At 68.7% G+C, this 25,781-nt stretch carries 25 protein-coding genes; 19 read left to right on the top strand and 6 right to left on the bottom strand.

Going from position 1 to position 25,781, the window contains the following annotated elements:
* The first annotated feature begins 83 nt into the window (after positions 1-83).
* From ACIGJI_RS15960 to ndk, 5 genes are all read left to right on the top strand, one after another.
* A complete protein-coding gene (locus ACIGJI_RS15960; protein ID WP_363447246.1) occupies positions 84-926 on the top strand; it encodes a DUF559 domain-containing protein in 843 nt (280 codons plus the stop codon).
* Positions 927-1,238: 312 nt separating this feature from the next.
* Entirely contained in the window at positions 1,239-4,709 is a 3,471-nt protein-coding gene (gene ileS / locus ACIGJI_RS15955; RefSeq protein ID WP_363447244.1) for an isoleucine--tRNA ligase, read from the top strand.
* Positions 4,706-6,058: a folylpolyglutamate synthase/dihydrofolate synthase family protein gene (locus tag ACIGJI_RS15950; protein ID WP_363447242.1), complete on the top strand. Its 1,353-nt coding sequence runs from the start codon at positions 4,706-4,708 to the stop codon at positions 6,056-6,058. Before ileS ends, ACIGJI_RS15950 begins: the two co-directional genes overlap by 4 nt.
* Complete coding sequence (locus ACIGJI_RS15945) at positions 6,055-6,471, top strand: DUF4233 domain-containing protein (RefSeq protein WP_232089036.1); 417 nt, start codon at positions 6,055-6,057, stop codon at positions 6,469-6,471. The genes ACIGJI_RS15950 and ACIGJI_RS15945 overlap by 4 nt, the downstream gene beginning before the upstream one ends.
* 1 nt (position 6,472) lies before the next feature.
* Entirely contained in the window at positions 6,473-6,889 is a 417-nt protein-coding gene (gene ndk, locus ACIGJI_RS15940) for a nucleoside-diphosphate kinase (protein WP_071329548.1), read from the top strand.
* Positions 6,890-6,956: 67 nt separating this feature from the next.
* On the opposite strand, the gene ACIGJI_RS15935 is transcribed toward ndk, so the two are convergent.
* Positions 6,957-7,568, bottom strand: a complete 612-nt coding sequence (locus ACIGJI_RS15935; protein WP_363447239.1) for a vitamin K epoxide reductase family protein — start codon at positions 7,566-7,568, stop codon at positions 6,957-6,959.
* 281 nt (positions 7,569-7,849) lie between these two features.
* Here ACIGJI_RS15935 and ACIGJI_RS15930 point away from each other — a divergent pair, with 281 nt between their 5' ends.
* The gene (locus ACIGJI_RS15930; RefSeq protein ID WP_363447236.1) at positions 7,850-10,417 is read left to right on the top strand and encodes an Rne/Rng family ribonuclease; all 2,568 of its coding nucleotides are present in this window, start codon (positions 7,850-7,852) and stop codon (positions 10,415-10,417) included.
* Here the strand turns inward: ACIGJI_RS15930 and ACIGJI_RS15925 are convergent.
* On the bottom strand, positions 10,379-10,648 hold the full coding sequence (locus tag ACIGJI_RS15925) for a DUF4031 domain-containing protein (RefSeq protein WP_363447234.1): 270 nt from the start codon (positions 10,646-10,648) through the stop codon (positions 10,379-10,381). The genes ACIGJI_RS15930 and ACIGJI_RS15925 overlap by 39 nt on opposite strands.
* Positions 10,649-10,861: 213 nt before the next feature.
* Between ACIGJI_RS15925 and rplU the strand changes: the two genes are divergently transcribed.
* From rplU to ACIGJI_RS15870, 11 genes are all read left to right on the top strand, one after another.
* Positions 10,862-11,170: a 50S ribosomal protein L21 gene (rplU, locus tag ACIGJI_RS15920; RefSeq protein WP_187661701.1), complete on the top strand. Its 309-nt coding sequence runs from the start codon at positions 10,862-10,864 to the stop codon at positions 11,168-11,170.
* Positions 11,171-11,188: 18 nt separating this feature from the next.
* Positions 11,189-11,446, top strand: a complete 258-nt coding sequence (rpmA, locus tag ACIGJI_RS15915) for a 50S ribosomal protein L27 (RefSeq protein WP_025104972.1) — start codon at positions 11,189-11,191, stop codon at positions 11,444-11,446.
* 99 nt (positions 11,447-11,545) lie between these two features.
* Complete coding sequence (gene obgE, locus ACIGJI_RS15910; RefSeq protein ID WP_280565574.1) at positions 11,546-13,045, top strand: GTPase ObgE; 1,500 nt, start codon at positions 11,546-11,548, stop codon at positions 13,043-13,045.
* A complete protein-coding gene (gene proB, locus ACIGJI_RS15905; protein WP_187661699.1) occupies positions 13,042-13,827 on the top strand; it encodes a glutamate 5-kinase in 786 nt (261 codons plus the stop codon). Before obgE ends, proB begins: the two co-directional genes overlap by 4 nt.
* A gap of 9 nt (positions 13,828-13,836) precedes the next feature.
* On the top strand, positions 13,837-15,090 hold the full coding sequence (locus ACIGJI_RS15900) for a glutamate-5-semialdehyde dehydrogenase (RefSeq protein ID WP_363447231.1): 1,254 nt from the start codon (positions 13,837-13,839) through the stop codon (positions 15,088-15,090).
* A 67-nt stretch (positions 15,091-15,157) separates the two neighbouring features.
* Positions 15,158-15,379, top strand: coding sequence for a hypothetical protein (locus ACIGJI_RS15895; RefSeq protein WP_187661697.1), 222 nt, complete (start codon positions 15,158-15,160; stop codon positions 15,377-15,379).
* Between the two features lie 6 nt (positions 15,380-15,385).
* A complete protein-coding gene (gene nadD, locus ACIGJI_RS15890) occupies positions 15,386-15,988 on the top strand; it encodes a nicotinate-nucleotide adenylyltransferase (protein WP_082749995.1) in 603 nt (200 codons plus the stop codon).
* The gene (locus ACIGJI_RS15885) at positions 15,985-17,058 is read left to right on the top strand and encodes a hypothetical protein (RefSeq protein ID WP_363447229.1); all 1,074 of its coding nucleotides are present in this window, start codon (positions 15,985-15,987) and stop codon (positions 17,056-17,058) included. Before nadD ends, ACIGJI_RS15885 begins: the two co-directional genes overlap by 4 nt.
* On the top strand, positions 17,058-17,438 hold the full coding sequence (gene rsfS / locus ACIGJI_RS15880; protein WP_187661695.1) for a ribosome silencing factor: 381 nt from the start codon (positions 17,058-17,060) through the stop codon (positions 17,436-17,438). Before ACIGJI_RS15885 ends, rsfS begins: the two co-directional genes overlap by 1 nt.
* A 1-nt stretch (position 17,439) precedes the next feature.
* Complete coding sequence (locus ACIGJI_RS15875) at positions 17,440-18,129, top strand: SDR family oxidoreductase (RefSeq protein WP_280565565.1); 690 nt, start codon at positions 17,440-17,442, stop codon at positions 18,127-18,129.
* A 136-nt stretch (positions 18,130-18,265) separates the two neighbouring features.
* A complete protein-coding gene (locus tag ACIGJI_RS15870; protein ID WP_231919629.1) occupies positions 18,266-18,523 on the top strand; it encodes a hypothetical protein in 258 nt (85 codons plus the stop codon).
* 57 nt (positions 18,524-18,580) lie between these two features.
* On the opposite strand, the gene ACIGJI_RS15865 is transcribed toward ACIGJI_RS15870, so the two are convergent.
* Positions 18,581-18,760, bottom strand: a complete 180-nt coding sequence (locus tag ACIGJI_RS15865; RefSeq protein ID WP_187661693.1) for a hypothetical protein — start codon at positions 18,758-18,760, stop codon at positions 18,581-18,583.
* Between the two features lie 99 nt (positions 18,761-18,859).
* A complete protein-coding gene (locus ACIGJI_RS15860) occupies positions 18,860-20,065 on the bottom strand; it encodes a DUF3500 domain-containing protein (RefSeq protein WP_363447225.1) in 1,206 nt (401 codons plus the stop codon).
* Positions 20,066-20,237: 172 nt separating this feature from the next.
* Between ACIGJI_RS15860 and ACIGJI_RS15855 the strand changes: the two genes are divergently transcribed.
* The gene (locus tag ACIGJI_RS15855; RefSeq protein WP_315637628.1) at positions 20,238-20,660 is read left to right on the top strand and encodes a hypothetical protein; all 423 of its coding nucleotides are present in this window, start codon (positions 20,238-20,240) and stop codon (positions 20,658-20,660) included.
* An 85-nt stretch (positions 20,661-20,745) separates the two neighbouring features.
* Here the strand turns inward: ACIGJI_RS15855 and ACIGJI_RS15850 are convergent, their stop codons facing one another.
* Both ACIGJI_RS15850 and ACIGJI_RS15845 read right to left on the bottom strand, forming a co-directional pair.
* Positions 20,746-21,882 (bottom strand): hypothetical protein, encoded by a 1,137-nt coding sequence (locus tag ACIGJI_RS15850; protein ID WP_363447223.1) that lies wholly within the window; start codon positions 21,880-21,882, stop codon positions 20,746-20,748.
* 124 nt (positions 21,883-22,006) lie between these two features.
* Positions 22,007-24,061, bottom strand: a complete 2,055-nt coding sequence (locus ACIGJI_RS15845; RefSeq protein ID WP_363447221.1) for an acyltransferase family protein — start codon at positions 24,059-24,061, stop codon at positions 22,007-22,009.
* Positions 24,062-24,515: 454 nt separating this feature from the next.
* On the opposite strand from ACIGJI_RS15845, the gene ACIGJI_RS15840 reads away from it, so the two are divergent.
* Positions 24,516-25,763 (top strand): hypothetical protein, encoded by a 1,248-nt coding sequence (locus tag ACIGJI_RS15840; protein WP_363447219.1) that lies wholly within the window; start codon positions 24,516-24,518, stop codon positions 25,761-25,763.
* Positions 25,764-25,781: the final 18 nt, after the last annotated feature.

Genomic DNA, 25,781 nt, shown 5'->3' with positions numbered 1-25,781 from the left:
AGTTGTGCACAGGGCATGGGAGGAGCTGGCCGAGACAGGGAACGAGGGAGGGGGTGGGGAGCAGCATCGAGAGCATGGATGGGATGAGGCGGGCACGGCTGCTGCAGGCGATGCGCGAGGTCGACGGAGTCGCGAGGGTCGAGCGGCTCCGGGATCGCGGGGTCAGCCGGTACGACCTCGAGACGGCGGTGGCGGAGCGGATCATCCACCGGGTGCGGGTCGGGTGGGTGGCGCTGCCCGATGCGGATCCGCTTCGGGTGACCGCGGCGCAGCACGGTGTTCTGATGACGTGCGTGACGCAGGCGCGGCGCCTCGGGATCTGGGTGCACGACGAGAGACCGCGCCTTCACCTGGCCGCCAGCCCGGGCAGCAGGGGCGGGAAGCCACCGGAGGCGCGCGTGCACTGGGCTCGGCCCCTGGTCCCACGACATCCTGATGCCCTGGAGGACCCGATCGAGAACGTGCTGAGCCTGGTGTCCACGTGCGAGCCGTACGAACAGGCGCTCGCGACCTGGGAGTCGGTATTGAACAAGGGACTCGTCGATCGAGAGGGGCTGCTCCGCCTCCGCTGGGGACCGCGCGGGCGGCGGCTCCTGGCCGAGGCGTTGCCGTTCGCGGATGCGGGACTCGAGACCTACCTGCGCGTGCGACTGCGCTGGCTCCGTCTGCCGCTGCGCTTCCAGACGTGGATCGCCGGGCATCGGGTGGACGCCCTGATCGGGGAGCGGCTCGTGCTGCAGATCGACGGTGGCACCCATGTCGGAGCCCAGCGCGACCAGGACAACGCTCACGATGCGGAGCTGAAGCTGCGCGGCTTCCACGTCATCCGTCTCGGCTATCACCAGGTGATGGACGAGTGGCCCGCGGTGCAGGACCTCATCATGCGCGCCGTCGCCCAGGGACTGCATCGTGCCCGCACGGCGTGATGTCGCAGATTCCGCCCCTGGTCGCAGGGCTGGCTCCGGTCCCTGCGACGTCGAAGAGAATCCGCGTGGGGAGGAGCACGCGTACAATGGGCACACGAGCATCGATCCGGCCATCACCGGGGAGCTCTCGGAAGAACGGTCCGGCGACGGACTCAGTAGAACCGAGCGGGGCAGGCCCGTCACAGCCGCAGTGAGAGTGGTCCGTGGGTCTCTGAGCTTGTCGAGGGGACGCAGGGGCACGCGAGGTGGTACCGCGGTCCGCGAGGATCGTCCTCGCAGCAGCATCCGCCACGACGACCACTGCGAGAGACCATGACCTACCCGCGCTCCTCCTTCGGCCCCGCTGCCGACCCTTCGACCAGCTCAGGTACCCAGGGGTCTGTGGCGCCGAGCCCCCGCTTCCCGCAGATCGAGGAGGAGGTGCTCGACTTCTGGAAGACCGACGACACCTTCCGCGCCTCCATCGAGCAGCGCGAGGGTGCCCCCGAGTGGGTGTTCTACGACGGCCCTCCCTTCGCGAACGGCCTGCCGCACTACGGCCACCTGCTCACGGGCTACGCGAAAGACGTGTTCCCGCGCTTCCAGACGATGATCGGGCACAAGGTCGACCGCGTCTTCGGGTGGGACACCCACGGGCTCCCGGCCGAGCTCGAGGCGATGAAGCAGCTCGGGATCACGGAGAAGAGCGAGATCGAGGAGATGGGGATTGACGTCTTCAACGAGAAGGCACGCTCCTCGGTCCTGAAGTACACGCGGGAGTGGGAGGACTACGTCACCCGCCAGGCCCGGTGGGTGGACTTCGAGCGCGGCTACAAGACGCTCGACCTCGGCTACATGGAGAGCGTGCTGTGGGCCTTCAAGACCCTGTACGACAAGGGACTCGCCTACGAGGGCTACCGGGTCCTTCCGTACTGCTGGCGCGATGAGACGCCGCTGTCCGCCCACGAGCTGCGCATGGACGACGACGTCTACCAGATGCGACAGGACCCGTCGGTCACGGTCACCTTCCCGCTCACCGGCGCGAAGGCCGAGGCGCTGGGCCTCACCGGCGTGCGCGCCCTCGCCTGGACGACGACCCCGTGGACCCTGCCGACCAACCTCGCGCTCGCCGTGGGCCCGGACATCGAGTACGTGGTGCTGCCCGCCGGTCCCGCCGGCGCCTCCGACGTGCACCAGGGCCGCGCCGCTCCCTCGGCCGACCAGCTCGCCGTCGAGGCCTCCGCGCACCGCTACCTGCTCGCGAAGGACCTTCTCGGCGGCTATGCCAAGGATCTCGGCTACGAGAGCCCGGAGGACGCGTTCGCCGCGGTCGACGCCACGTTGCGCGGTGCGGAGCTGGCGGACATCACCTACGACCGCCTGTTCGACTACTACGCGGACGAGGAGACCTACGGCACCGGGAACGCGTGGCGCATCCTCGTCGACGACTACGTCACCACGACCGACGGCACCGGCATCGTCCACCAGGCACCCGCCTATGGTGAGGACGACCAGCGCGTCGCCGGAGCGGCCGGCATCCCGACGATCCTGTCCCTCGACGACGGCGGCCGCTTCCTCCCGAACGTCACCGATGTCGCTGGCGAGCTGTGGATGGACGCGAACACGCCGCTCGTGCGCATCATCCGCGACAACGGCCGCCTGGTCCGGCTGCAGAGCTACGAGCACTCCTACCCGCACTGCTGGCGCTGCCGGAACCCCCTGATCTACAAGGCGGTGTCGAGCTGGTTCATCCGGGTCACCGACATCAAGGACGACCTCCTCGCGAACAACGAGCAGATCACCTGGGTGCCGGAGAACGTGAAGGAGGGGCAGTTCGGCAAGTGGCTCGAGGGCGCCCGCGACTGGTCGATCAGCCGCAACCGGTACTGGGGCTCGCCCATCCCGATCTGGAAGAGCGATGATCCGGAGTACCCGCGCGTCGACGCCTACGGCTCGCTGGAGGAGCTGGAGCGCGACTTCGGCACGCTGCCCCGCAACCCCGAGGGCGAGGTGGACCTGCACCGCCCGTACATCGACGACCTGACGAGGCCGAACCCCGACGACCCCACGGGCAAGAGCACGATGCGGCGCATCGGCGACGTCTTCGACGTGTGGTTCGACTCCGGATCGATGCCGTACGCCCAGGTGCACTATCCGTTCGAGAACCAGGAGTGGTTCGACTCGCACTCGCCGGCGGACTTCATCGTCGAGTACATCGGTCAGACCCGCGGCTGGTTCTACGTCATGCACGTGCTCTCGACGGCGCTGTTCAACCGCCCGGCGTTCACGGGCGTCAGCTGCCACGGCATCGTGCTCGGCAGCGACGGCTACAAGATGTCGAAGTCGCTGCGGAACTACCCGGATGTGTCCGAGGTGCTGGACCGCGACGGGTCCGACGCCATGCGCTGGTTCCTCATGTCCAGCGCGGTGCTCCGCGGCGGCAATCTCATCGTCACCGAGGAGGGCATCCGTTCCGGAGTGCGGGAGTTCCTGCTGCCGCTGTGGAACTCGTGGTACTTCTTCGCGACGTACGCGAATGCTTCGACAGGCTCAGCACCCCAGGGAGGAGCAGGCTCAGCACCCCAGGGAGGAGCAGGCTCGGCAACCCAGGGAGGCGGGTACGAGGCGTCGTGGCGCACCGACTCGACCGACGTCCTCGACCGGTACATCCTCGCGCGACTGGGCGATCTCGTCCGCGAGGTCCGCGCCGACCTGGAGGGTCTGGACTCGACCACCGCGTCCGCGCGACTCCGGGACTTCGCCGAGGTGCTGACGAACTGGTACATCCGTCGTTCGCGCGACCGGTTCTGGGTAGGTGTGACGGACGACCCGAAGAGCCGCGAGGCCTTCGACACGCTCTACACCGTGCTGGAGACGCTGTGCCGCGTGGCCGCGCCGCTCGTCCCGCTCATCAGCGAGCGCGTGTGGCAGGGCCTCACCGGCGGGCGCAGCGTGCATCTGCAGGACTGGCCGGATCCGGAGCAGTTCCCGGCGGCCGACGAGATCCGCGACGCCATGGATGCCGTCCGTGAGCTGTCGAGCGTCGGCAACGCGCTGCGCAAGAAGGAGAAGCTGCGCGTGCGCCTGCCGCTCGCACGGCTCACGGTGGTCTCTCCGCTCGCGGCCGACCTCGGCCAGTTCGAGGACATCCTCCGCGAGGAGCTCAACGTCAAGACCGTCGAGCTCGTCCCGCTGACCGACGAGGCGGCAGGGGAGTACGGCATCAGCCACCGGCTGAGCGTGAACGCCCGCGCGGCGGGTCCGCGCCTCGGCAAGGACGTGCAGAAGGCCATCCAGGCCGCGCGCTCGGGTGACTGGTCCGAGACCGACGGCGTCGTCACCGCCGGCGGCATCGCGCTGGAGCCCGCGGAGTACGATCTCGTGCTGGAGACCACGGGTCGCCCCGAGGGGGAGGCCCTGGCCATCGTCCCGTCCGGCGGGTTCGTCCTGCTCGACACCGACACGACGCCGGAGCTGGAGGCCGAGGGCATCGCCCGCGACGCCATCCGCGTCGTGCAGGAGGCGCGCAAGAACGCGGGCCTCGACGTCAGCGACCGGATCGTGCTGGCGCTCAACGCCGCCCCCGCGGAGGCGGCGGCGCTGGAGACCCACGCCGACCTCATCGCCGCCGAGACGCTCGCCGTGGCCTTCGCCGTGCAGCCGACCGATGACCTCGACCGGCTCGTCGACGAGGTCACGAGCCCCGGAGACGGCGTGCATCGGAGCGGGGCGAAGGCCCTCGGGGCCGGGAAGGCACCGCTCCTCGTCACGATCGACACGAACCTGGAGAAGGTGGGCGCATGAGTGCGAGAGACCGGGCCGACGCCGTCTATGAGACGCTGCTGAGCCGTGCCGGGGAACGCTGGGTGCAGCCGCGCAAGGAGCGCACGGCCCGCATCCTCGAGTACCTCGACGACCCACAGCGCACCTACCGCGTCATCCACATCACCGGCACCAACGGCAAGACGTCGACCGCACGCATGATCGAGAGCCTGCTGCGTGCCCATGACCTGCGCACCGGGCTGTTCACGAGTCCGCACCTGGAGCGCTTCACCGAGCGCATCATGATCGACGGTGAGCCGATCGCCGACGAGGCCGTGGCCGACGCCTGGGACGAGATCGAGCCGTTCGTGGCGATCGTCGACGCCGAGCTCGAGGCGGCGGGGGAGGCCCCGCTGACGTTCTTCGAGCTGCTCACGGTCCTCGCCTTCGTCGCCGTCGCCGATGCCCCCGTCGACGTGCTCGTGCTCGAGGTCGGCATGGGAGGGGAGTGGGACTCCACGAACACCGCGGACGGTGACGTGGCGGTGTTCGCTCCGATCGACATCGACCACGCGGACCGCCTGGGAAGCACCATCGCGGAGATCGCCCAGGTCAAGGCCGGCATCATCAAGGAAGGCGCTGCCGTCGTCTCCGCACAGCAGCCCGCTGAAGCCGCCGAGGTCCTGCGTCGCGTGGCCGCGGAGCGTCATGCCACCATCGCCTTCGAGGGCGAGGACTTCGGGCTCTCCGAGCAGAAGCTCGCCGTCGGCGGTCAGCTCCTCACCATCCGCGGCCTCGCCGGGCAGTACGAGGAGGAGTACCTGCCGCTCTACGGCGCGCACCAGGGTCACAATGCGGCCCTCGCCGTCGCCGCCGTCGAGTCGCTGATCGGCGGGGCCGGGCAGGCCATCGCGGGCGGAGTGATCTCGGACGGCCTGCAGGGCAGCACGTCTCCCGGCCGTCTGCAGCTCCTCGGCATCGCCCCCACCGTCATCGTCGACGCCGCGCACAACCCGCACGGCGCCGCGGCCCTCGCCCAGGCGCTGGACGACAGCTTCGACTTCGACGAGTGGGGTCTCGTGCTCGGGGTCCTCGCGGACAAGGACGCGGCGGGCATCGTCGCGCGTCTCGCGCCCGCCGCCGCGCACGTGTTCGCGACCGCGCCGGAGTCCGACCGCGCCAGCGACGCCGACCTCATCGCCGACCTCGTCGAACAGGCCGGACGGCGCGCCACCGTGCACCCGTCGCTCGCGGATGCCGCGGACGCGGCGCGGGAGTGGGCGGCCTCGTCGGATCGTCGGGCCGTGGTCATCGCCGGCTCCGTCGTGCTCGCGGGCGAGGCGATCGCGCTCTCCGAGGAGGAGGACTGGAAGTCGGGGTGGCGCGCGTGAGTGCCTCCGCCGCACCGCGTCGACCGCGCGCGCCGCGCACCCTCGTGCAGAAGCTCGCTCCGGTGGTGCTCGGCTTCGAGGCGATCGTCGTCTTCCTCGTCGGGCTCACCATCTTCGGCTTGAAGGCTCTTCCGGCGGGCATCGAGCAGTGGTGGGGGATCGTGGGCGGTGCCGTCGTCGCGGTGGCCTGCGTCGTCATCGCCGGCATGATCACGAAGCCGTGGGCGATCGCCGCCGGCTGGATCGTGCAGATCGTCGTGGCCCTCTCGGCCATCGCGGTCCCCGCCGTGCTCCTCGTCGTCCTGATTTTCGGCGGCATGTGGGCGTATGCGACCATCATGGGGGCCCGCCTGGACGCACGACGCCCGAGCGGGGCTCCGACCGCGCAGAACGCAGACACAGAGAGTGAATGACATGGCCACCGAAGAAACCCTCGTCCTCGTCAAGCCGGACGGTGTCGCCCGCGGCCTCACCGGCACGATCCTCGCCCGCATCGAGGCGAAGGGCTACGCGCTCGTCGACATCCGCCTCGTCGAGCCCGACCGCGACCTCCTCGCCGCTCACTATGCGGAGCACGAGGGCAAGCCGTTCTACGAGCCCCTTCTCGAGTTCATGATGTCCGGTCCCTCCGTGGCGATCCGCCTCGCGGGCAACCGTGTCATCGAAGGGTTCCGCTCCCTCGCCGGCACGACCGACCCCACGACCGCCGCCCCCGGCACCATCCGCGGCGACTTCGGTCGCGACTGGGGCCTCAAGGTGCAGCAGAACCTCGTGCACGGCTCGGACAGCCCCGAGTCGGCGGCCCGAGAGCTGGGCATCTGGTTCGACTGACCCCATCTTCACGACGAAGCCCGTCCGCCGGAATGGCGGACGGGCTTCGTCGTTCGAGGAGAGGCGCTCAGAAGAGGATCTTCGCCATCTCGCCGAGGAAGTCGAGGCCCTGCAGCTGCGCCAGGAAGATGATCAGCGCGTACGCGATCACGGTCGCCAGCGGCACCCACGGCATGAGCTTGTCCGCCGTGGCGCGGACCTTCGCGTTGCCCGTGAAGGTGCCGTTGCGGGCGAGGTGGACCATGGTCGCGAAGAAGGTGGGGATCGTCACCGCCCAGGTCACCATGCACCAGGGGCACAGCACGAAGAGGTCGTAGAGGCTCTGGGCGATCAGCCAGCACACGAGGCCGAACGCGAAGGTGATGCCCGCCCCGAACGCCGCCCAGAACCACCGGGGGAATCGCGCCCCGGCGAGGATCGCGACGCCGACGACGAGCGGCGCCATCCAGCCGGTGAGGCCGATGATCGGGTTCGGGAATCCGAACACCGATCCCTGCCACGACTGCAGGTTGGTGCTGCACTGGATGAAGGGACTGAGATCGCAGCCGAGCGCTTCCTTCGGGTGCTCCAGCAGTGCGAACTTCTCCACGGTGAGCTGGAAGGCGGCGTACCAGCCGATGACGCTCGCGATGATCAACCACACGGCATAGACGACGGGGCGGGTGCGCTGCTCGCTCATGCTCAGGATTATCCCAGCGACGGCTATGGAAAGGGCGAGAACCGCCCGGAGAAAACGGTCGGGGACCGAGAGATGCCGCGATCGGACCGATGTGGTGCGATAATGACCTGTGATGCGATGAACGGCGTTGCCGCGACACGCGTCGAGCAGACTTCGGGGCCCATGCCCCACGCGACCAGAGCCATGAGCCGGTCGCAGACCGATTGAGTTCGCAGCACCCGCGGGTGCCGCATGAGATTTCACGGGACACGCAGTGGACCGTGCCAGGGAGCACGCCAGAGATGGCCGATGAGAACAATGACAACAACGCCCCCGCCCTCGACGCCCCGGCTAACGCCGCGGAGCCGCTGACGGCGCCCACCGCTCTCGCCGCGGAGGAGTCGGAGGACACCTCGCGGGATCAGGAGGACGCGGACGACGCGGCGGAGGAGGCCGCGGCGGACGACCGCGCTGCCGAGAACGCGGCGGCCGATGACGCCGCTGCGGCGGCGGACGATGCGGCTGCGGCCGCTGTCGAGGACGCCGCTGCCGCAGACGAGGCCGCCGCAGACGCGATCGACGCGGCGGCTCAGGTCGAGGAGGCCCCTGCGGAGCAGGGACCCGTTGAGCCGGCCCCTGCCGAGGAGGCTGCCGCGGAGGAGGCTCCCGCCGAGGAAACTCCCGCGGACGAAGGCCCCGCGGACGTGGCTTCCGCTGAGGCGGCGCCTGCGGACAAGACCCCCGCCGAGCCCGAGAAGCCCGCGGCCGTCACCGCCGTGTCGCTCGGTCTGCTGCCCGAGGTGTTCGTGTCGCAGGTGTCGACGCAGCTGCACTTCTACGCGCCGGAGGTCGTTCCGCTGCCCGCGCGCCCCGGTCGTGACGACCGTGCGCCGGAGCGCGACCAGGACGAGCCCGGTGCCGGTCGCCGCGGTCGTCGCCGCCGCGGCGGATCCGAGGGCGACGAGCAGCGGGAAGAGCCGCGGCAGCGTCAGCGGGTCGTCGAGTACATCACCGAGCCGAAGGCCATCAAGGGCTCGACGCGCCTCGAGGCCAAGAAGCAGCGCCGTCGTGACGGACGTGACGCCGGCCGTCGTCGTCCGGTCGTGACCGAGGCCGAGTTCCTCGCGCGCCGCGAGTCCGTCGACCGCAAGATGGTCGTGCGCTCCAAGAACGGCCGCACGCAGATCGGTGTGCTGGAGGACGGCGTGCTCGTGGAGCACTACGTCGCCCGCAACCAGGACGCCTCGCTGATCGGCAACGTCTACCTCGGTCGCGTGCAGAACGTGCTTCCCAGCATGGAGGCCGCGTTCGTCGACATCGGCCGCGGCCGGAACGCCGTGCTCTACTCGGGCGAGGTGGACTGGGACGGCGTCGAGACCGGCAACCAGCCCCGCCGCATCGAGCTCGCTCTGAAGCCGGGCGATCGCGTGCTCGTCCAGGTCACGAAGGACCCGGTGGGTCACAAGGGTGCCCGCCTCACGAGCCAGATCTCGCTGCCCGGCCGCTACCTGGTGTACGTGCCCGGCGGTTCCATGAACGGCATCAGCCGCAAGCTGCCCGACAACGAGCGCGCCCGCCTCAAGCGCATCCTCAAGGAGGTGCTGCCCGAGTCGTCCGGCGTGATCGTGCGAACGGCCGCGGAGGGGGCGACCGAGGATCAGCTGACCCGCGACGTGCAGCGCCTCACCTCCCAGTGGGAGCACATCCAGAAGCAGGTCGAGAGCCAGCAGGCTCCGGCGCTCCTGCACGCCGAGCCCGATCTGCTCGTGAAGATCGTCCGTGACGTCTTCAACGAGGACTTCACGAAGATGCTCATCCAGGGCGAGGAGTCGCAGCGCACCATCCGGGCGTACCTGGAGAGCGTCGCCCCCGACCTGCTCGAGCGTGTCGAGGCGTACGAGGACGACGTCGATCCGTTCGACGCGTTCCGCATCACGGAGCAGATCGAGAAGGCACTGGACCGCAAGGTCTGGCTGCCCTCCGGCGGTTCGCTCGTGATCGACCGCACCGAGGCCATGACGGTCGTCGACGTCAACACCGGCAAGTTCGTCGGCTCCGGCGGCAACCTCGAGGAGACGGTCACGAAGAACAACCTCGAGGCCGCCGAGGAGATCGTCCGCCAGCTGCGTCTGCGCGACATCGGCGGCATCATCGTGGTCGACTTCATCGACATGGTGCTGGAGTCCAACCGCGACCTCGTGCTGCGCCGACTCATCGAGTGCCTGAGCCGCGACCGCACGAAGCACCAGGTGGCCGAGGTCACCTCGCTCGGTCTCGTGCAGATGACACGCAAGAAGCTCGGTCTCGGGCTGCTGGAGACCTTCAGTGAGGCGTGCGAGGTGTGTGCCGGTCGCGGCGTGATCGTGCACCACGACCCGGTCGTGAAGCACCGTGCGAACGGCAGCAACAACGGCAACAACGGCGGTAACGGCAACGGCGGACGCCGTCAGCGCGGGAACGGCGGCAACAACAACGGCAACGGCGGTGGCAACAACACCTCCGCACCTGCCGCGCCGCCGGTGACCCACAGCATCACCGAGGGGGCGAAGTCAGCCCTCGCGCAGATCGCCGCCTCCACGATCGTGCCGTCCGGCGAACCGGCCGCCGAGGCACCGGCGGCCGAGTCCGCGCCCGTCCCCGCCTCCGAGCGCCCGAAGAAGGCCCGGAAGAAGCGCGGTGACCGGAAGGGGCCGAAGACGCCCACCGAGGAGCTGCTCGACTCGGTGCTGGATGCGCTTCCGGAGCCCAAGGCGCCCGGCCAGGGTCGTGGACGGCGCCGGGTCACCACCGCCGCCCTCTCCGGCACGCCGGTGTCGGTGAACTCGGAGGCGTCAGCGCCGCCGGTCGCGTCCGCGGACCCGGAGGCCTGAGGAGATCAGGCGCCGGACCAGCTCCTTGCCGGGGACGTGCTGCGCACCACCGGCGATGAGCCGGGGGACGGCGTCCTCGGGGACGTCGTAGTGGTCGAGGTCGAAGGCCCGGGCGGGGATCCCGTGTGCGCGCGCGAAGGCGTGCAGCTCGTCGAGGTTGTCGTCGCTGACCAGGTGCGCCCACAGGCGTCCATGGGCGGGCCAGCGGGGGTCGTCGACGAGTACGGTCACTCCGTCAGCCTACGACCGGCCCCGTCACCCGGCTCACTTTGCGAGGTCAGCCGGCATCCGGTAAAGTAGTCCCTTGGTGCGCATGCCGCGTCGTCCTCGACGGCCGAAGCGGAGAGTCTTGCATTCGCGCCCGTCGTACCAGCGACGCATGCAAGCAACAGTCTTCCCGTGAGATTCTCGGAGCCGCGTGCTCCCCAACGAAACAGGTATGAAGTGGTTTACGCAGTAGTGCGCGCCGGTGGCCGGCAGGAGAAGGTCGAGGTCGGCACCATCGTTCAGCTCGACCGTGTTCAGGCTGCCCAGGGCGACGAGATCCAGCTGCCCGCCGTGCTGCTCGTCGATGGCTCCACGGTGACCACCGACGCCGACGCGCTGGCGAAGGTCACCGTCACGGCTGAGGTCGTCGGCAACCTCCGCGGCCCGAAGATCGTCATCCAGAAGTACAAGAACAAGACCGGCTACAAGAAGCGTCAGGGCCACCGCCAGGAGCTCACGCGCGTCAAGATCACCGGCATCAAGTAAGACCGAGGAGACCAGGACATGGCACACAAAAAGGGCGCAAGCTCCACCCGTAACGGTCGTGACTCCAACGCACAGCGCCTCGGCGTGAAGCGCTTCGGCGGTCAGCAGGTCCTCGCCGGCGAGATCATCGTCCGCCAGCGCGGCACGCACTTCCACCCCGGCGCCAACGTCGGCCGTGGGGGCGACGACACGCTGTTCGCTCTGGCCGCCGGTGCGGTCGAGTTCGGCGCGAAGGGCGGCCGCAAGGTCGTCAACATCGTCGCCGCTGCTGAGTGATCACAGCACCACGCTAAACATCCGGTTCGGGGCGGGCTTCGGCTCGCCCCGTCCGCGTATCTGCCGTCAGGCACCCCGAGCACACCGAAGGACTCGCACATGGTCACGTTCGTCGACACCGTCACACTGCACCTGCGTGCAGGCAAGGGCGGCAACGGCTGCGTCTCGGTGCACCGCGAGAAGTTCAAGCCCCTCGGTGGCCCCGACGGCGGCAACGGCGGCGACGGCGGCGACATCGTGCTCGTCGCCGACACGCAGACCGGCACGCTGCTGTCGTACCACCACTCGCCGCACCGGTCCTCTGGCAACGGCGGACCGGGCATGGGGGACCACCGCTCCGGTTTCGACGGCGAGACACTGGAGCTGCCCGTCCCGGTCGGCACCGTGGTCAAGAGCCCGAGCGGCGACGTCCTGATCGACATGATCGAGCCCGGTGAGCGCTTCGTCGTGGCGGCGGGCGGCCAGGGCGGCCTGGGCAATGCGGCCCTGGCGACTCCGAAGCGCAAGGCTCCCGGCTTCGCCCTGCTCGGCACCCCCGGCTTCGAGGGCGATGTCGTCCTCGAGCTCAAGACGGTCGCGGACGTGGCGCTCGTCGGCTACCCGTCCGCCGGGAAGTCGAGCCTCATCGGCGCGATCTCGGCCGCGCGGCCGAAGATCGCCGACTACCCGTTCACGACGCTGCACCCGAACCTCGGCGTCGTCCAGGTGGAGGACTTCCGCTACACCGTCGCCGACGTGCCGGGCCTCATCGAGGGCGCGAGCGAGGGCCGCGGCCTCGGACTCGAGTTCCTGCGGCACGTGGAGCGCTGCTCCGCGCTGCTGCACGTGCTCGACTGCGCGACGCTGGAGCCGAACCGTGACCCGATCTCCGACCTCGAGGTCATCCTCGCCGAACTCGCCGCGTACGAGGTGCCGGAGGGGCAGACGCCCCTGCTGGAGCGCCCGCAGTTCGTGGCGCTGAACAAGGTCGACGTGCCGGAGGCCCGTGACCTGGCCGATCTCGTGCGTCCTGATCTGGAGGCCCGCGGATTCCGGGTCTTCGAGATCTCCACGGTCTCGCACGAGGGGCTGCGCCCGCTCACCCTCGCCCTCGGCGAGCTCGTCGAGAAGCACCGCAAGGAGACCGCGGTCGAGGCCCCGCGCGAGCGCGTCGTCATCCGCCCGAAGGGCTCCGTGAAGCCGTTCACGATCCGCGTCGAGGGCGGCACGTACGGCAACGTCTACCGCATCCTCGGTGAGAAGCCGGTGCGCTGGGTGCAGCAGACCGACTTCCAGAACGAGGAGGCCGTGGGCTACCTCGCCGACCGTCTGGAGAAGCTGGGCGTCGAGGACGAGCTCTTCCGCCTCGGCGCCGTCCAGGGTTCGACCGTCGTCATCGGCGAGGGCGACAGCATCGTCTTCGACTGGGAGCCCACGATGAGCTCCGCCGCCGAGCTCATGTCGGCGCCCCGCGGCACCGACCCGCGTCTGGCTCCGAACGCCCGCCGGACCACGTCCGAGCGTCGCGAGAAGTACTACGAGCGCATGGACGCCAAGGCGCAGGCGCGCGCGGAGTTGGAGGCGGAGCGCCTCGCCACGTACCGCGAGGACGAGGCGTGACCGCACGCACGCGCGCCGATCTCGCGACGGCGACGCGGATCGTCGTGAAGGTGGGCTCATCGTCCATCAGCGGCGAGTCGTCCTGGCGCATCCCGGTGATCGTCGAGGCGCTGGCGGCGGCGCACGCCCGCGGGGCCGAGGTCGTGCTCGTGTCGTCGGGAGCGATCGCCTCCGGCATCCCGTTCCTCCGTCTGGATGCGCGGCCCACCGATCTCGCCACGCAGCAGGCCGCGGCCGCGGTCGGCCAGAACATCCTCGTCTACCGGTACCAGGAGGCTCTGCGCCCCTTCGACATCGTCGCCGGCCAGGTGCTGCTCACGACCGGAGACCTCGAGAACCCGACGTCGCGCTCGAACGCGCGGCGGGCCATGGAGCGCCTCCTGGGGCTGCGCACGCTGCCGATCGTGAACGAGAACGACACGGTCGCGACACAGGAGATCCGCTTCGGCGACAACGACCGGCTCGGCGCCCTCGTGGCCCAGCTCATCGAGGCGGACGCCCTCGTCCTGCTCAGCGACATCGAGTCCCTCTACACGCGGCCTCCGAGCGATCCCGGCGCCGAACCCATCGACGTCGTCGCCCCCGATGCGGACCTCTCCGGGCTGGAGTTCGGTGCGACCGTGGTCAACAGCGTCGGCACCGGGGGAGCGGCCACGAAGGTCTCCGCTGCCCGACTCGCGGCGGCCTCGGGCATCGGGGTCCTGGTCACCAGCGCCGACCTCGTGGCGCAGGCCCTTGCAGGCGCCGACATCGGGACCTGGTTCGAGCCCGCCACCTCCTAGACTGGGCGGATGACCGACCTCACCCCTCAGATGCGCCTGGAGCGGGCCAAGGAGGCCTCGCGGACGACCGCCGCCCTCACGAGCGACGACAAGGCACGGGCGCTCGACGCCATCGCCGTCGCCCTCGAGGAGAACGCTGCCCGCATCATCGAGGCCAATCAGCGTGACGTCGCGCGCGGTCGGGACGACGGCATCGGCGAGTCGCTCATCGACCGCCTCCGCCTCGACGAGAAGCGGATCTCCGCCCTCGCCGCGGCCGTCCGCGACGTGGCGGCCCTGCCCGATCCGGTGGGTCGCGTGGTCGGCGGACACCGCATGCCGAACGGCGTGGCTCTGGAGCAGGTGCGCGTCCCCTTCGGGGTGGTCGGGGCGATCTACGAGGCGCGTCCCAACGTCACGGTCGACATCGCCGCCCTCGCGCTGCGTTCGGGGAATGCGGTCGTCCTGCGGGGAGGCAGCGCGGCGCTCCATTCCAACACCGTGCTCGTCGACGTCATGCGTTCCGCCCTCGGCGACGCCGGGGTGACGCCCGAGGCGATCCAGACCGTGGACGACTTCGGGCGCGACGGGGCGAAGGCGCTCATGCACGGCCGCGGCTTCATCGACGTGCTCGTCCCGCGCGGCAGCGCCGGGCTCATCGAGACGGTGGTGACCGAGTCGACCGTGCCCGTCATCGAGACGGGCGCCGGGAACGTGCACATCCTGCTCGACGAGAGCGCCCCCGACGACTGGGCCTGCGACATCGTCGTGAACGCCAAGGTGCAGCGCCCCAGCGTGTGCAATGCGGTCGAGACGATTCTCGTCCACCGGCAGGCGGCGCCGCGCCTGATCCCGCTCGTCGCGAGCGCCCTCATGAGCGAGGGGGTGGCGATCCACGGCGACGACGTGGTCGCCGGGCTCGTGGCGAACATCATCCCGGCCACGGAGGAGGACTGGGCGACGGAGTACCTGAGCCTGGACGTCGCGATGAAGGTCGTCGACAGCCTCGACGACGCGCTCGACCACATCCGTCGCTACAGCACGGGGCACACGGAATCCATCGTCACCACCGATTCCCGCAGCGCGGAGCGGTTCCTGGCCGAGGTGGATTCGGCGGTGGTGATGGCGAACGCGTCCACTCGGTTCACCGACGGGGCCGAGTTCGGCTTCGGTGCCGAGGTCGGGATCTCGACGCAGAAGCTGCACACGCGCGGTCCGATGGGGCTCTCCGAGCTGACCAGTACGAAGTGGCTCGCGCGTGGGGCGGGTCAGACGCGCGGCTGAGGGCTAGACTGGGGGACGCTGTATCCCTACAGGACCCCCGAGACAGCACGCCACGAACGGAGTCAGGATGAACCTCGTCGCACAGATCGCGATGGCCGCCGCAGAGACCGAGCACCACGGCAACGTGGCTCTCGAGACCCTGATCTTCGGAGTCATCGCCGCGATCGTGTTCGCCGCTCTCGGCTTCGTGACGCTGTCGTACAAGAACGTCGCGAACCGCCACTCCGCCAAGGCAGAAGCCTGGGCGGCGAAGCACGGCAAGGACCACGAGGCGGGACACGGCCACTAGGCCCTCATGAGCACCGCGACCACGCGCGCACCGCGCATCGGCGTGATGGGCGGAACCTTCGATCCGATCCACCACGGCCACCTGGTCGCCGCCAGCGAGGTCGCGCACTCGTTCGATCTCGACGAGGTGGTGTTCGTCCCGACGGGTCGTCCGTGGCAGAAGGCCGACGTCACGCCCAGCGAGCACCGCTATCTGATGACCGTGATCGCGACGGCGTCCAATCCGCAGTTCACGGTGAGTCGGGTGGACATCGACCGCGCGGGACCGACGTACACGATCGACACCCTCCGCGACCTCAAGGAGCAGCGGCCGGACGCCGAGCTGTTCTTCATCAGCGGCGCGGACGCCGTGGCGCAAATTCTCAGTTGGAGAGACCATGATGAACTGTGGGAGCTGGCCCACTTCGTCGCGGTCTCCCGCCCAGGACACGTTCTGAGCATCGACGGCCTCCCGAGCGACGACGTCAGCCAGCTCGAGGTGCCGGCGCTGTCGATCTCGTCGACGGACTGTCGTGACCGCGTCCGTGACGATCAACCGGTCTGGTACCTCGTCCCCGACGGGGTCGTCCAGTACATCGCGAAGCATCATCTGTATCGGAGCAAGGCATGAGCACATCGGATCAGCGAGGTCCGCTGACGCGGAAGCAGCTGCGGGAGATCCGGTTGACGGGATCCACCCCGATCATCAGCGAGGAGCAGGCGAGCGCCGCCGCGGCGGAGGCCGCGACGCCCGCACCGCCGCTGCCTCGTGCCGCCGAGCCCGTCGTCCTTCCCTCGGCGCCTGTCGCTGACACGTCCGTCGATCCTGACGCCGCGCCGCTGACGCGGCGTCAGGCACGCGAGCAGGAGAAGATCAAGACCGCCGCGGTCCCGGCCGTCGGCGCGGAGGCGGACGACACGACCGATGAGGCTGTGCTGGCACAGCCCGATGGGTCCGACGACGACGTCGTCGACGACGAGGTCGCTGCGGAGCCCGTCCGCGCGGCCGACGTCGCCGACACGGTCGGAGACGTGCCGCTCGTCGAAGAGCCCGTCGAGGCGCCGGAGTCCGAGCCCGAGGACATCTCCGCCGTGCTCGGCGTCTCCGAGCAGGACGGCCCCGGTGGCGAGGACCTCCTCGACGAGGACGCCGACGGCGATCTCGACGAGCGCGACGTCGACGAGGCTGAGCGCCCGACCGTGAGCCCGACGTTCGGGCAGGGCGTGCTGCAGGAGGAGACTCCTGCCGAGCCGGCGCCTTTCCGCCCCTCCTTCGATGAGCTGCTCACGTCGAACGACTCCGGCGGCACCCAGCACTCGGCGCCCAATGCGCTGATCTTCACGCCGTCTCCCGGCGAGGGCTCCCTCTCCGGGCCGGTCGCCTCCACCGGAGAGATCCTCGTCACGGGGTCGTACGAGCTGCCGAAGGGCCTCGGCTCGCAGGGCCACGCCCACGGCACCACGGACGGCAAGGAGGTCGACGCGGTGCTCATCGACGGTGAGCTCCCTCCGGCGTCCTCGCCCACCCCCATCGCCGCGAGCTCCGCGGTCAGCACCATCAAGCCCGCCGGCGAGGTGATCCGTCCGCCGGCCCCTGAGAAGGGCAACCGGCTCATGCTGATCGCCGCCATCGTCGCGGGCGCCCTCGCGCTGGGCCTGGGCACTGCCCTGGTCATCGCCTTCACAGGAAACGTCTTCTGATGCAATCACCCGAAACCGCCGAAGAGATGCTGCGCATCGCCGCCGAAGCCGCCGTGGCCAAGGGCGGTGAGGACCTCGTCGCGCTGAACGTCTCCGAGCCGCTGCCGCTCGTGGACATCTTCCTGCTCGTGACCGGTAACAGCGAGCGGAACGTCGCCGCCATCGCCGATGAGATCGAGGACCGTCTCGTCGAGTCCGGACACAAGCGCGTGCGCCGGGAGGGGCGCGCCGAGGCGCGGTGGGTGCTGCTGGACTTCGGCGACCTCATCGTCCACGTCTTCCACCAGGAGGAACGGGTCTACTACGGCCTGGAGCGCCTGTGGAAGGACTGCCCGGTGATCCCCCTCGAGGTCGCCGAGACCCCGGCCGACAACCGCTGACATGGCCACGCACCTGCTGACCGGTGCGGGCTCCGGCATCGGTGCCGTCCTCGCGCGGCGACTCGTGGAGCGCGGCGACGACGTCGTGGTGCTCGCGCGCGATGCGGGACGGGCCAGGCAGATCGCCGACGAGCTCCCCGGGGTCTCGACGCTGGTCGGTGACCTCGCGCAGCCCGGACGCCTCTCGTGGGCCCTGTCGAAGCAGAGCCTGCCCGATCGCATCGATTCCCTGGTGCACGCGGCAGGGGTCGTGGACCTCGGATCGGTGGGGGACCTCACCCCGGCGCTCTGGGAACAGCAGCTCGCGGTCAACCTCGTCGCCCCGGCGGAGCTCACCCGGCTCCTGCTCCCCGTCCTGCGCGTCTCGCGCGGGCACGTCGTGTTCGTGAACTCCGGAGCCGGGCTGCGGGCGAGCCCGGGGTGGTCGGCCTATGCGGCCTCGAAGCACGGTCTGCGGGCCCTCGCGGATGCGCTTCGGCAGGAGGAGGCCGAGCACGGCGTCCGCGTGACCTCGGTCTATCCGGGACGCACCGCGACGCCGATGCAGGAGCGCGTGCACCGGCAGGAAGGGCAGGAGTACGACGCCGCGCGGTTCATCACGCCGGACGCGGTGGCGACGACGATCCTCGCCGCTCTCGATCTCCCGCGGGATGCGCACCTCACGGATCTCACGGTGCGGCCTCAGGGCTGAACGCCGATCTGACCATTCTCCTGCACCTCATCACGAGGGTGTCAAGGCCCTTCCCTTCCCCGGCGGGGTATCGGAGGCTCCTCATCAGAGAGTCCTGGAGGGCCGACTGATGTCAGAAGTTCCTGATCCCCGTTTCGTGCTTCACCGCATCACGCCGTCGGAGTGGGTGATCAACGACCTGCGCTATCCCCAGAACGATCCGCGCCATGTCGTCGCCTGCGTGTACGAGCTCGCGGACACCGAGGTCGAGGTGACGTGGCTGCGTGATCTTCCGCTCGCCATCCGGTATGGCACCGCGTTCGAGGTACTGGAGGAGGTCGAGCGCATGCAGGGCGCGAGCCGAGCCACGCGCCCCATCGCGATCCCGTCTCGCCCGCCGCTGCTGGCCACCTGAACCCGCACGAGAAAGGGCACCCCTCCGCGAGGAGGGGTGCCCTTTCTCGCGTCCCGGTCAGTCGTCGTCGCCGATGACAGCGGCGCGGTCGGCCTCTGCGCTGTCGATCTGGGCGTCGTCCGCATCCTCGTCGAGCACCTCTTCGCCGTCGACTTCACGCGTGGGGAGCTCTTCGGCGTCCCCATCCCCGTCCGCGATCGGCGGGAGGGGCGGGATCGGGGGAGTCGTGTTGGACATGTCGTCTCCTTTCGTCGGATGCCCTCTGTCTACGCGTGTACGCGATGGTGGAGGAGGCCGTTGACGGGTGGCGGCTTGGACGGGTACGGGCGTCGGGCGTCAGGATGCGGGGGGAGTGCTCCCGCCCCCGGGACCACCGCTCATCCCGGCAGAGGCTTGCTGGGTGACACTGTTGGCATAGTCGTTCGTCGGATCGCGGTAGATGGTGTGCACATGTCCCCAGCCCGATGTCGTCACACCGTCGACGTCGGCGCCGGCCGAGCCCTGCTGTGCCTGGAAGGCGATGTAGACGTTCGGCCCGGAGATGGAGAAGTCGATGCCGTTCCCGGAGGTCATGTCGTACACCGTCGCCCCGGACCAGGCGATGACGGTGTCGTCCAGGGTCTTGTCGATCTCCGCCAGCGCCGCGGCGGTGGTCTCCTCGTCGCTCATCCCGGCCCAGTTGGCGATGAGCTGGAGAAGGAGATCCCGCTGCTCGTCGGAGAGGTCGCCCCCCGACAGCCCGGCTCCGGTGGCGAAGTCGCAGGTGTCGCCCGGTGCGCACATGCTCACATCGCCGGAGGTCAATGTAGCCTGCTGGTCGGCGGTGAGGCTGTCGAAGAACGCGAACGCGTCCGTGTAGATCCCCTCGAACGGCTGCACCTCCTCGCCGTCCTCGTCGGTGTAGACAGCGGGTTGGACGCCGAGGTGCGTGGGAGCGAAGGTGATCGCGTCGGCGTCGCCGTCCAACGTGGCGTTGATGCCGAGGTGGTGTCCGCCGAACTGCACCTCGAAGGCGCTGTCGGTCGCCGTGGGATCACCGAAGATGGCGACGTAGTACTGGCCGAGGGAATCCTCGGTACTGCTGCTGTTCTCGGCGAGGTACTCGTCGCCGCCCATGATCCCGGTGACGGTCGCGTAGGCCTCGTCGCTGAGGAGAGACTCCATCACGGCGAGGGCAGCGGTCCGCTGCTCCTCCGTCAGGTCGGCGAGGTTCAGACCCGCTCTCTGCACGAAGGTCACCGGGAAGTTCGACCACGACGTCGTCTTCGTCTCGTCGTCGAAGTCGTACGACACGGCCTTCTTCTGCTCGTCGCTCAGCGTGGCGAGGAAGGCCGCAGCGGCGGCGGACGTGTCGGCGATCGTCTCCGCGGTCGACCCGGCGTCCGTCGACGCCGCCGTCGAGGTCGCGGCGGAGGATGACGCGGAGATCGTCGGTTCGGCGGTCGTGGCTGCCGCGCAGCCGCTCAAGACGAGGCCGCCCGCGAGGACGAGGCCGGAGAGCCAGGCGAGGCGTTTCGTGACGGGAGAGGGAGTCGTGTTCATGCCCTCCACGCTAGGAAGGTGATCGATGGAGTTTCTTTGCGCCGTCGATGCGCATCCTATGAGGTGCGGGCATACCGTGTTTTTTCGGATGACCAGGACTTCATCCGCGCGGAGGGGGCGCATACATCGACCGACCGATTCGCGACCAGAGCGCCGGTGACAGCGTGGAGGTATGAGCACGAAGAGACCAATCGTCCTGGGAGTCTCCATCGCCGCCGGCCTGGCGATCATCGGAGGACTGGGCGCCGCCGGTTACTACCTGTTCAACCAGCCGACCGACTACCGCATCACGTACGAGCTCCACGGTCTGAGTGGCGACGAGACGATCCGCTACCAGGACACGGCCTTCGCCGAGGGCTTCGTGTTCGGGACCAAGGAGACGGAGGAGACGGTCGTCGATGCCCGCGCCGGCGACATGACCATCGAGGCCATCGTCACCGAGGGGGAGGAGGCGGCTGTCGTCATCGAGAACCCCGGAGCCACCGTGACGTGCGCGATCGTGCAGGACGCGGGTGACGCGAACCTCGAGGTCCTTCGCACGGACGAGGAGATCGCGACGGCGGGCTCCGTCACCTGCCGCGCCGTCCTCGACTGAGTCTGTCGGCCCGCATCGCCTCAGGCATTCGCGCGACAACAGGCGTCCCCTCCCAGGGGGGCCTGTTGTCGCGCGATGTCATGAGCTAAGGGAGGTAGCGGTCCACGATCGCGCGGAGCTCTGCGTCGTCGGGCGCAGTGGTCACCCCGGTCACGCGCTGCAGCGTCGCGAAAGGAGTCGACGCCGAACCGGTGGGAGCGGGCTCGATCTGCGTCTTCCAATCCGGGGCGATTCGGTCGAGAAGCAGTCCGAGCTGGGCACCGGTGAAATACGAGTAGTCGCGTTCCAGGACGATCTGCTGCTCGGGATCGGAGATCAGATCTTCGAGGCCATCGGTGAAGGTCCGCTGCACCGGGGTGAGTCCTCGCGCCCTGTCGAAGGCCCGCTCGACGTAGGTGGCGGTCCCCTCGATCGCCTCCAGGTCGATCTCCGCCTTCAGGGTCGGCCACGTCGTGTAGCGCGCCATCCGAACGGTGGCGAGGTCGGACGCGAGGACGGCCAGGGCCTGCGGGTCCGTCTCCGTCTCCACCCGGTCGACGATCCGCGCCTCGACACGCAGCAGCTCGTACTGCGCCTCGGTGTGCGGGTAGTCGGGGATGAGCCCACCGGCTCCCCATGGCCAGGCGCCGGGAGCCTCCGGGTCGAGCCCCTGCTTCGTGACGTGGAAGTTCTCGTGCAGGGAGAAGCGCTGGAAGCCCTGAGAGGTCGTCGTCTCGGTGTCGAGCATCGCCTGGTTGTACTTGAACGCGAGGACGTCCCGGTCGCTCACATCGATGACAGCGAAGTTCGACGGGGCATACAGCAGCCATTCCCCGACGGCGAACGTCCGGCTGATGCGGACGTCATCGAGGTGGGAGGCCCCGGGGACGTCGATCTTCGCCATGCCCGACGTGTCCGTGACGCCGCTCATGTTGACGAGGATCGCGTGCGACCAGAAGGAGCTCTTCTCCCCGTCCGTGCGCAGCAGCACCAGCGGCTGGTCCTCGTACCGGTACGCATCCGTCCAGATCTCCGCAGCGTGTGTCGCCGTGATGTCGTATTGCTCCGACAGCTGCGTGAGCATCTCCTTGTCGGTGGCATCAAGGCTTTCCCAGTTCGATGGCGCCGGGGCGAGCAGGCGCCATGCGATCACCCCGCCGATACCGAGAGCGATGACGGCGAGGATGCTGAGGATCACGGTGACGGCGCGGCGACCGCGAGACCGGGTGACGGAAGCGTGCATGTGTAACACGCTACGTCGGAGGCTGTGTCGTTTTCATATGCTCCTGCGCAGGCGAGCGCGCCACGTCAGGCCAGACATGCTGCAACCGCCTGATGCGCAGTGAGTGCCTGAACCCGCGAGGCTGTCACCTCGTGATCGCGTCCCGCAGTGCCGCCCTCAGCTGTGGCGCCAAGGTGTCGGTGAACGTGGTGGTCAAGTGGTCTTGATCGCGGTAGGCGTTGGCCCCGCCGATCACGGGGAGGCACTCGCTCGACGAGCAGAACACCGGGGTGAAGTCCAGCAGTGTGACCCCCGGGAAGTCCTCGCCGGCAGCCCTGATCGGGTCCGCCGCGGCGAGGGCATCGTCGCGCGATGCGGAGCAGACCTCCGGGCTTCGCGCCTGCAGGCACTTGTTCGGGTCCGTCTCCCAGGCCGGGTTGTCCACCAGGGCGATCACCCGTGTGCCCTCGGAGATGACACGCGACCAGGCCGCCCGGTATCCGGAGGCGGCGGCGTGCAGGGTGGACTCGTGTCCCGCCTGCGCGAAGGGGGTCGCGGCCAGGGCCGTCGTGAAGACGACGTCGAAGTCGCCGCCTTCCAGTGCGGCCGTGACCTCGTCCCGCCACTCCGAGCAGGCTGCTCCGAATGCGCCGCCCGTCGCCAGTGGGGTCGTGTTCCACGGGCACGCCCCCTTGACGTACGTCGTCAGCGACCAGCCTTCCATCTCCGCCATCGCCCTGAGGGTGCTCACGTATTGGAAAGCGTGGCTGTCTCCGACGAGCGCGATCGACGGGGCGTCCGTCGTCCGTGATCCGAAACGGCAGGCCACGGCACGAGAATCGTTCAGTTGGACGAAGCACTTCTGCTCGGTGGGGCGATCCGCGCCGGCGAATCCGGGGGTCGGGATGATGGACGCGCTCCGGCTGTCCGCGCAGCTGGTGTCGAGCACCGCCTGGGCTCCGAAACACGCAGGGGGGTGTGCGCGGACAGCCGCGAGAGCAGTCGCGTCGCGTTCGTAGGTCGGAGCATTCACCGCCCACGCGGCTCCCGCGCCGGCGCCGACCACCGTCATCCCCGCGAGAGCGAGGGCGAGCACGACCCGCGGGCGCCTGAGCGCGGGCGCGCGCCAGGTTCGGGCAGGATCCTCGATGAATCGTTTCGTCAGCCAGGCCACGACGAAGGAGAGCGCGAGGAGGGCCAGGCGGTGAGCGAGGGAGAGGCCCCAGAAGGGCACGGAAGGAGCGATCACGATGAGCGGCCAATGCCAGAGGTAGAGGCTGAAAGAGATGTCCCCGGTGAATCGCAGGGGGCGGATGGCCAGCAGCCGTGCGGGGAGCCACCAGCGTCCAGCGTTCGTCGCCGCGATCACGGCCGTTGCGCCGATCGTCGGCACAGCGGCCGCGTATCCGGGGAACGCGGTCTGCCCGTCGAAGAAGGAGATGCTGAACAGGATGGCGACCAGCCCGGCCCCTCCGAGCAGAGCGCTCGTGAGGGAGCGCCGCGCGCGCAGCGCGGGGAGCAGGGAGAGCAGGGCGCCGATCCCGAACTCCCACAGTCGGACGGGCGTCATGAAGTAGGCGGGCGCGGGATACGCTGCGGTCAGCGCCACGCAGGAGATGAACGAGGCTGTCGACAGGACTCCGACGACGACAGCGATGACCTTTCGGCGATCGCCGTGGCAGCGCTTCACCGCAAGCCATCCGGTGAGGACGAGGAGTACAGGCCAGAGGACGTAGAACTGCTCCTCCAGGGACAGGGACCAGTAGTGCTGAACGGTCGTCGGCTCTCCCGTCTGGCCGAGATAGTCCGTGGCCGCGCTCGCCAGGTACCAGTTCTGGACGGAGAAGGCCGATGCGACGATCTGGCGGAGCTCCTCCGGGAGAGCGGAGATCGGAGTCAACTGGCGGAGGGCGACGACCGTCACGCAGAACAGAAGGACGAGCAGGGACGCGGGAAGGAGGCGTCGGGCCCGACGGGCCCAGAATCGACCGATGTGCACCGTCCCCGTCGACGTGAGCTCGCGAACCAGATGCCCCGTGATGAGGAAGCCGGAGATGACGAAGAAGACATCCACTCCGACATACCCGCCGCTGAAGCGCGCAGGCCAGAAGTGGTAGAGGACGACGGCGAGAACCGCGAGAGCCCGAAGCCCCTGGATATGCGGGAGATGTCCCTGAGGAGGGGCGGGTCGAGTGCTCATGTGTAACACGCTACAAACGAGAGCGTGTCGTTTTCGTATGCTCCCGGGCAGGCGATCGCGCGAGATCAGGCCGGAGGTGGCGCAACTGCCTGATGCGGCGCGAGGGCCTGACCTCGCGGGATGTCACGGGCTCCAGACACACGAAAACCCCCGGCGAACCGAGGGTTTTTCGTGGACCTGAGGGGACTCGAACCCCTGACCCCCTGCACGTTGTGTGCCCGTGGCTGATTGCTTGAAATCTCGGGGCAAAGCGCCCTCTGACCGGGCATTAGCCTAGAGCATATTTGGCCGCAGTTGTCCGGTGGTCACCGCACCGGAGTGTCTGTGAGTGCCGCTATTACGTGTTGGAGTGCCCCGGCGGTGCCGGCAGGCTGAGGCGCGGAACAGGATGACCGAACCATCGGACGCGGCGGCCGTTGAACTGAAAGGAATCTCTGCGCGGTAGCGTTGCACGATGATCACGCGCTTCTTTCTGCGTTGCCCTGGGTGCTCAGAGCCTTTCGCCGCTCGGGTCGGTGTCGAGCCGACAACGGGGACGCGTTTCTACTTGCCTTGCCCGAGCTGCGCGCTCCCGATTAGTGCGGAGATGTCTGGCCAGGAGTTGGAGAGCTTTAAGGTCGATTTCGAGTGCGAGGTGGTCGATCAGAGCGAAGTCGGTTCAGAAGCGTCGATCGTGACAGTGAACCCCTTCGTGCCCTCTCGATACGACGCGGTTTCGCTTGGACCGTCCGGTGGGTCTCCCACGATGACGCTCACTGGCCTGCTGGGGTTCAAGCGCTTCATGGAGTTCGAAGATGATCGAGGCAGAGCAATCGCAGTGACGGAGCAAGTGTGGCCCTCGGTACGCATGGTGTTCCAATACTTCTTGCACGAGAACTGGCCCATGTTTGAGAGGACGGCGAAGGAGAAGCTGCAGCTCGACAAGGTGGGTAGCACGTTCCACGAGCGCACGTCGGTGGCCTACCAAAGCCTCATGTTCGTTACGATCACGGTGCTTGGCCAAAACGGCGATCGCGGTGCTCGGATCGTCGAGCTGTACGGCAAGAAGCACTCCGCAGTGCTTTCGGATCGCCACTACATGGAGGTGGTGCGTTCTCGCGGCGCTGCGGCAAAGCAGCTGGAAAGAGATCTGTTCACGGCGATCAGCGCCTTCATTCACCGCCGAGAAGCGTGGGAGATGGGAGCATTGAGCCGATACGTGCCCGACACGTCGAGGTCAGAGCTTGAGCAGCTTGTCCTCTACAGGGATGAGTTTTCGATCGTCCGTGACCTGTACCAGCAGGGGTTCGAGCTGGCCTGCAAGTGCCTATGGCCGCTGGTGGCTGCGCAGAACGCGCTTGAGCGCAGTGGCGCCGACGATTTTGGCACCGAGCATCCCTCGATCGTTCCCCCGAAGCAACGCGTGCAGAGCCTTGCCCAGTTCGACAAGCTTCCGAATGCCTACAAGGTTGCCTACGCAGCTCAGGTGCCTGGCTGGGACTCACTGAGCACACTCCTGAATAATCGCCGACGCAACACGATCGGCCATGCAACGGCACACCACGAACTCCGCACGGGTCGCGTTGTTAGTGACCAGGATCCCGGCGGTATCTCCTATCTCGACTTCTTGGCCGAAACGCTGGGAGTATTCGAAGCAATGACCTCGCTTACGCAGGTCTTACGAGCTGCACGAGTGGCCAGCTCTCCCGATTTTGGAATCTAGCGGAGAAGAAACTATCGG

It is taken from the genome of Microbacterium sp. NPDC064978, from assembly GCF_044543605.1.
GTDB classification, from domain to species: Bacteria; Actinomycetota; Actinomycetes; order Actinomycetales; family Microbacteriaceae; genus Microbacterium; species Microbacterium meiriae.
Note: the sequence above shows the minus strand (reverse complement) of the source record. Positions and strands in the feature narration are given on the sequence as shown.

Bases quoted from the DNA above. Each gene is read 5' to 3' on its own strand.
- ACIGJI_RS15895 (WP_187661697.1), top strand. From the start codon at position 15,158: ATGAACCTCGTCGCACAGATCGCGATGGCCGCCGCAGAGACCGAGCAC.
- ACIGJI_RS15860 (WP_363447225.1), bottom strand. From the start codon at position 20,065: ATGAACACGACTCCCTCTCCCGTCACGAAACGCCTCGCCTGGCTCTCC.
- ACIGJI_RS15885 (WP_363447229.1), top strand. From the start codon at position 15,985: ATGAGCACATCGGATCAGCGAGGTCCGCTGACGCGGAAGCAGCTGCGG.
- nadD (WP_082749995.1), top strand. From the start codon at position 15,386: ATGAGCACCGCGACCACGCGCGCACCGCGCATCGGCGTGATGGGCGGA.
- ACIGJI_RS15950 (WP_363447242.1), top strand. From the start codon at position 4,706: ATGAGTGCGAGAGACCGGGCCGACGCCGTCTATGAGACGCTGCTGAGC.
- ACIGJI_RS15840 (WP_363447219.1), top strand. From the start codon at position 24,516: ATGATCACGCGCTTCTTTCTGCGTTGCCCTGGGTGCTCAGAGCCTTTC.
- rpmA (WP_025104972.1), top strand. From the start codon at position 11,189: ATGGCACACAAAAAGGGCGCAAGCTCCACCCGTAACGGTCGTGACTCC.
- rsfS (WP_187661695.1), top strand. From the start codon at position 17,058: ATGCAATCACCCGAAACCGCCGAAGAGATGCTGCGCATCGCCGCCGAA.
- ACIGJI_RS15935 (WP_363447239.1), bottom strand. From the start codon at position 7,568: ATGAGCGAGCAGCGCACCCGCCCCGTCGTCTATGCCGTGTGGTTGATC.
- ACIGJI_RS15875 (WP_280565565.1), top strand. From the start codon at position 17,440: ATGGCCACGCACCTGCTGACCGGTGCGGGCTCCGGCATCGGTGCCGTC.
- ACIGJI_RS15930 (WP_363447236.1), top strand. From the start codon at position 7,850: ATGGCCGATGAGAACAATGACAACAACGCCCCCGCCCTCGACGCCCCG.
- ACIGJI_RS15900 (WP_363447231.1), top strand. From the start codon at position 13,837: ATGACCGACCTCACCCCTCAGATGCGCCTGGAGCGGGCCAAGGAGGCC.
- obgE (WP_280565574.1), top strand. From the start codon at position 11,546: ATGGTCACGTTCGTCGACACCGTCACACTGCACCTGCGTGCAGGCAAG.
- ndk (WP_071329548.1), top strand. From the start codon at position 6,473: ATGGCCACCGAAGAAACCCTCGTCCTCGTCAAGCCGGACGGTGTCGCC.
- ileS (WP_363447244.1), top strand. From the start codon at position 1,239: ATGACCTACCCGCGCTCCTCCTTCGGCCCCGCTGCCGACCCTTCGACC.
- ACIGJI_RS15845 (WP_363447221.1), bottom strand. From the start codon at position 24,061: ATGAGCACTCGACCCGCCCCTCCTCAGGGACATCTCCCGCATATCCAG.
- ACIGJI_RS15865 (WP_187661693.1), bottom strand. From the start codon at position 18,760: ATGTCCAACACGACTCCCCCGATCCCGCCCCTCCCGCCGATCGCGGAC.
- ACIGJI_RS15850 (WP_363447223.1), bottom strand. From the start codon at position 21,882: ATGCACGCTTCCGTCACCCGGTCTCGCGGTCGCCGCGCCGTCACCGTG.
- ACIGJI_RS15855 (WP_315637628.1), top strand. From the start codon at position 20,238: ATGAGCACGAAGAGACCAATCGTCCTGGGAGTCTCCATCGCCGCCGGC.
- ACIGJI_RS15960 (WP_363447246.1), top strand. From the start codon at position 84: ATGAGGCGGGCACGGCTGCTGCAGGCGATGCGCGAGGTCGACGGAGTC.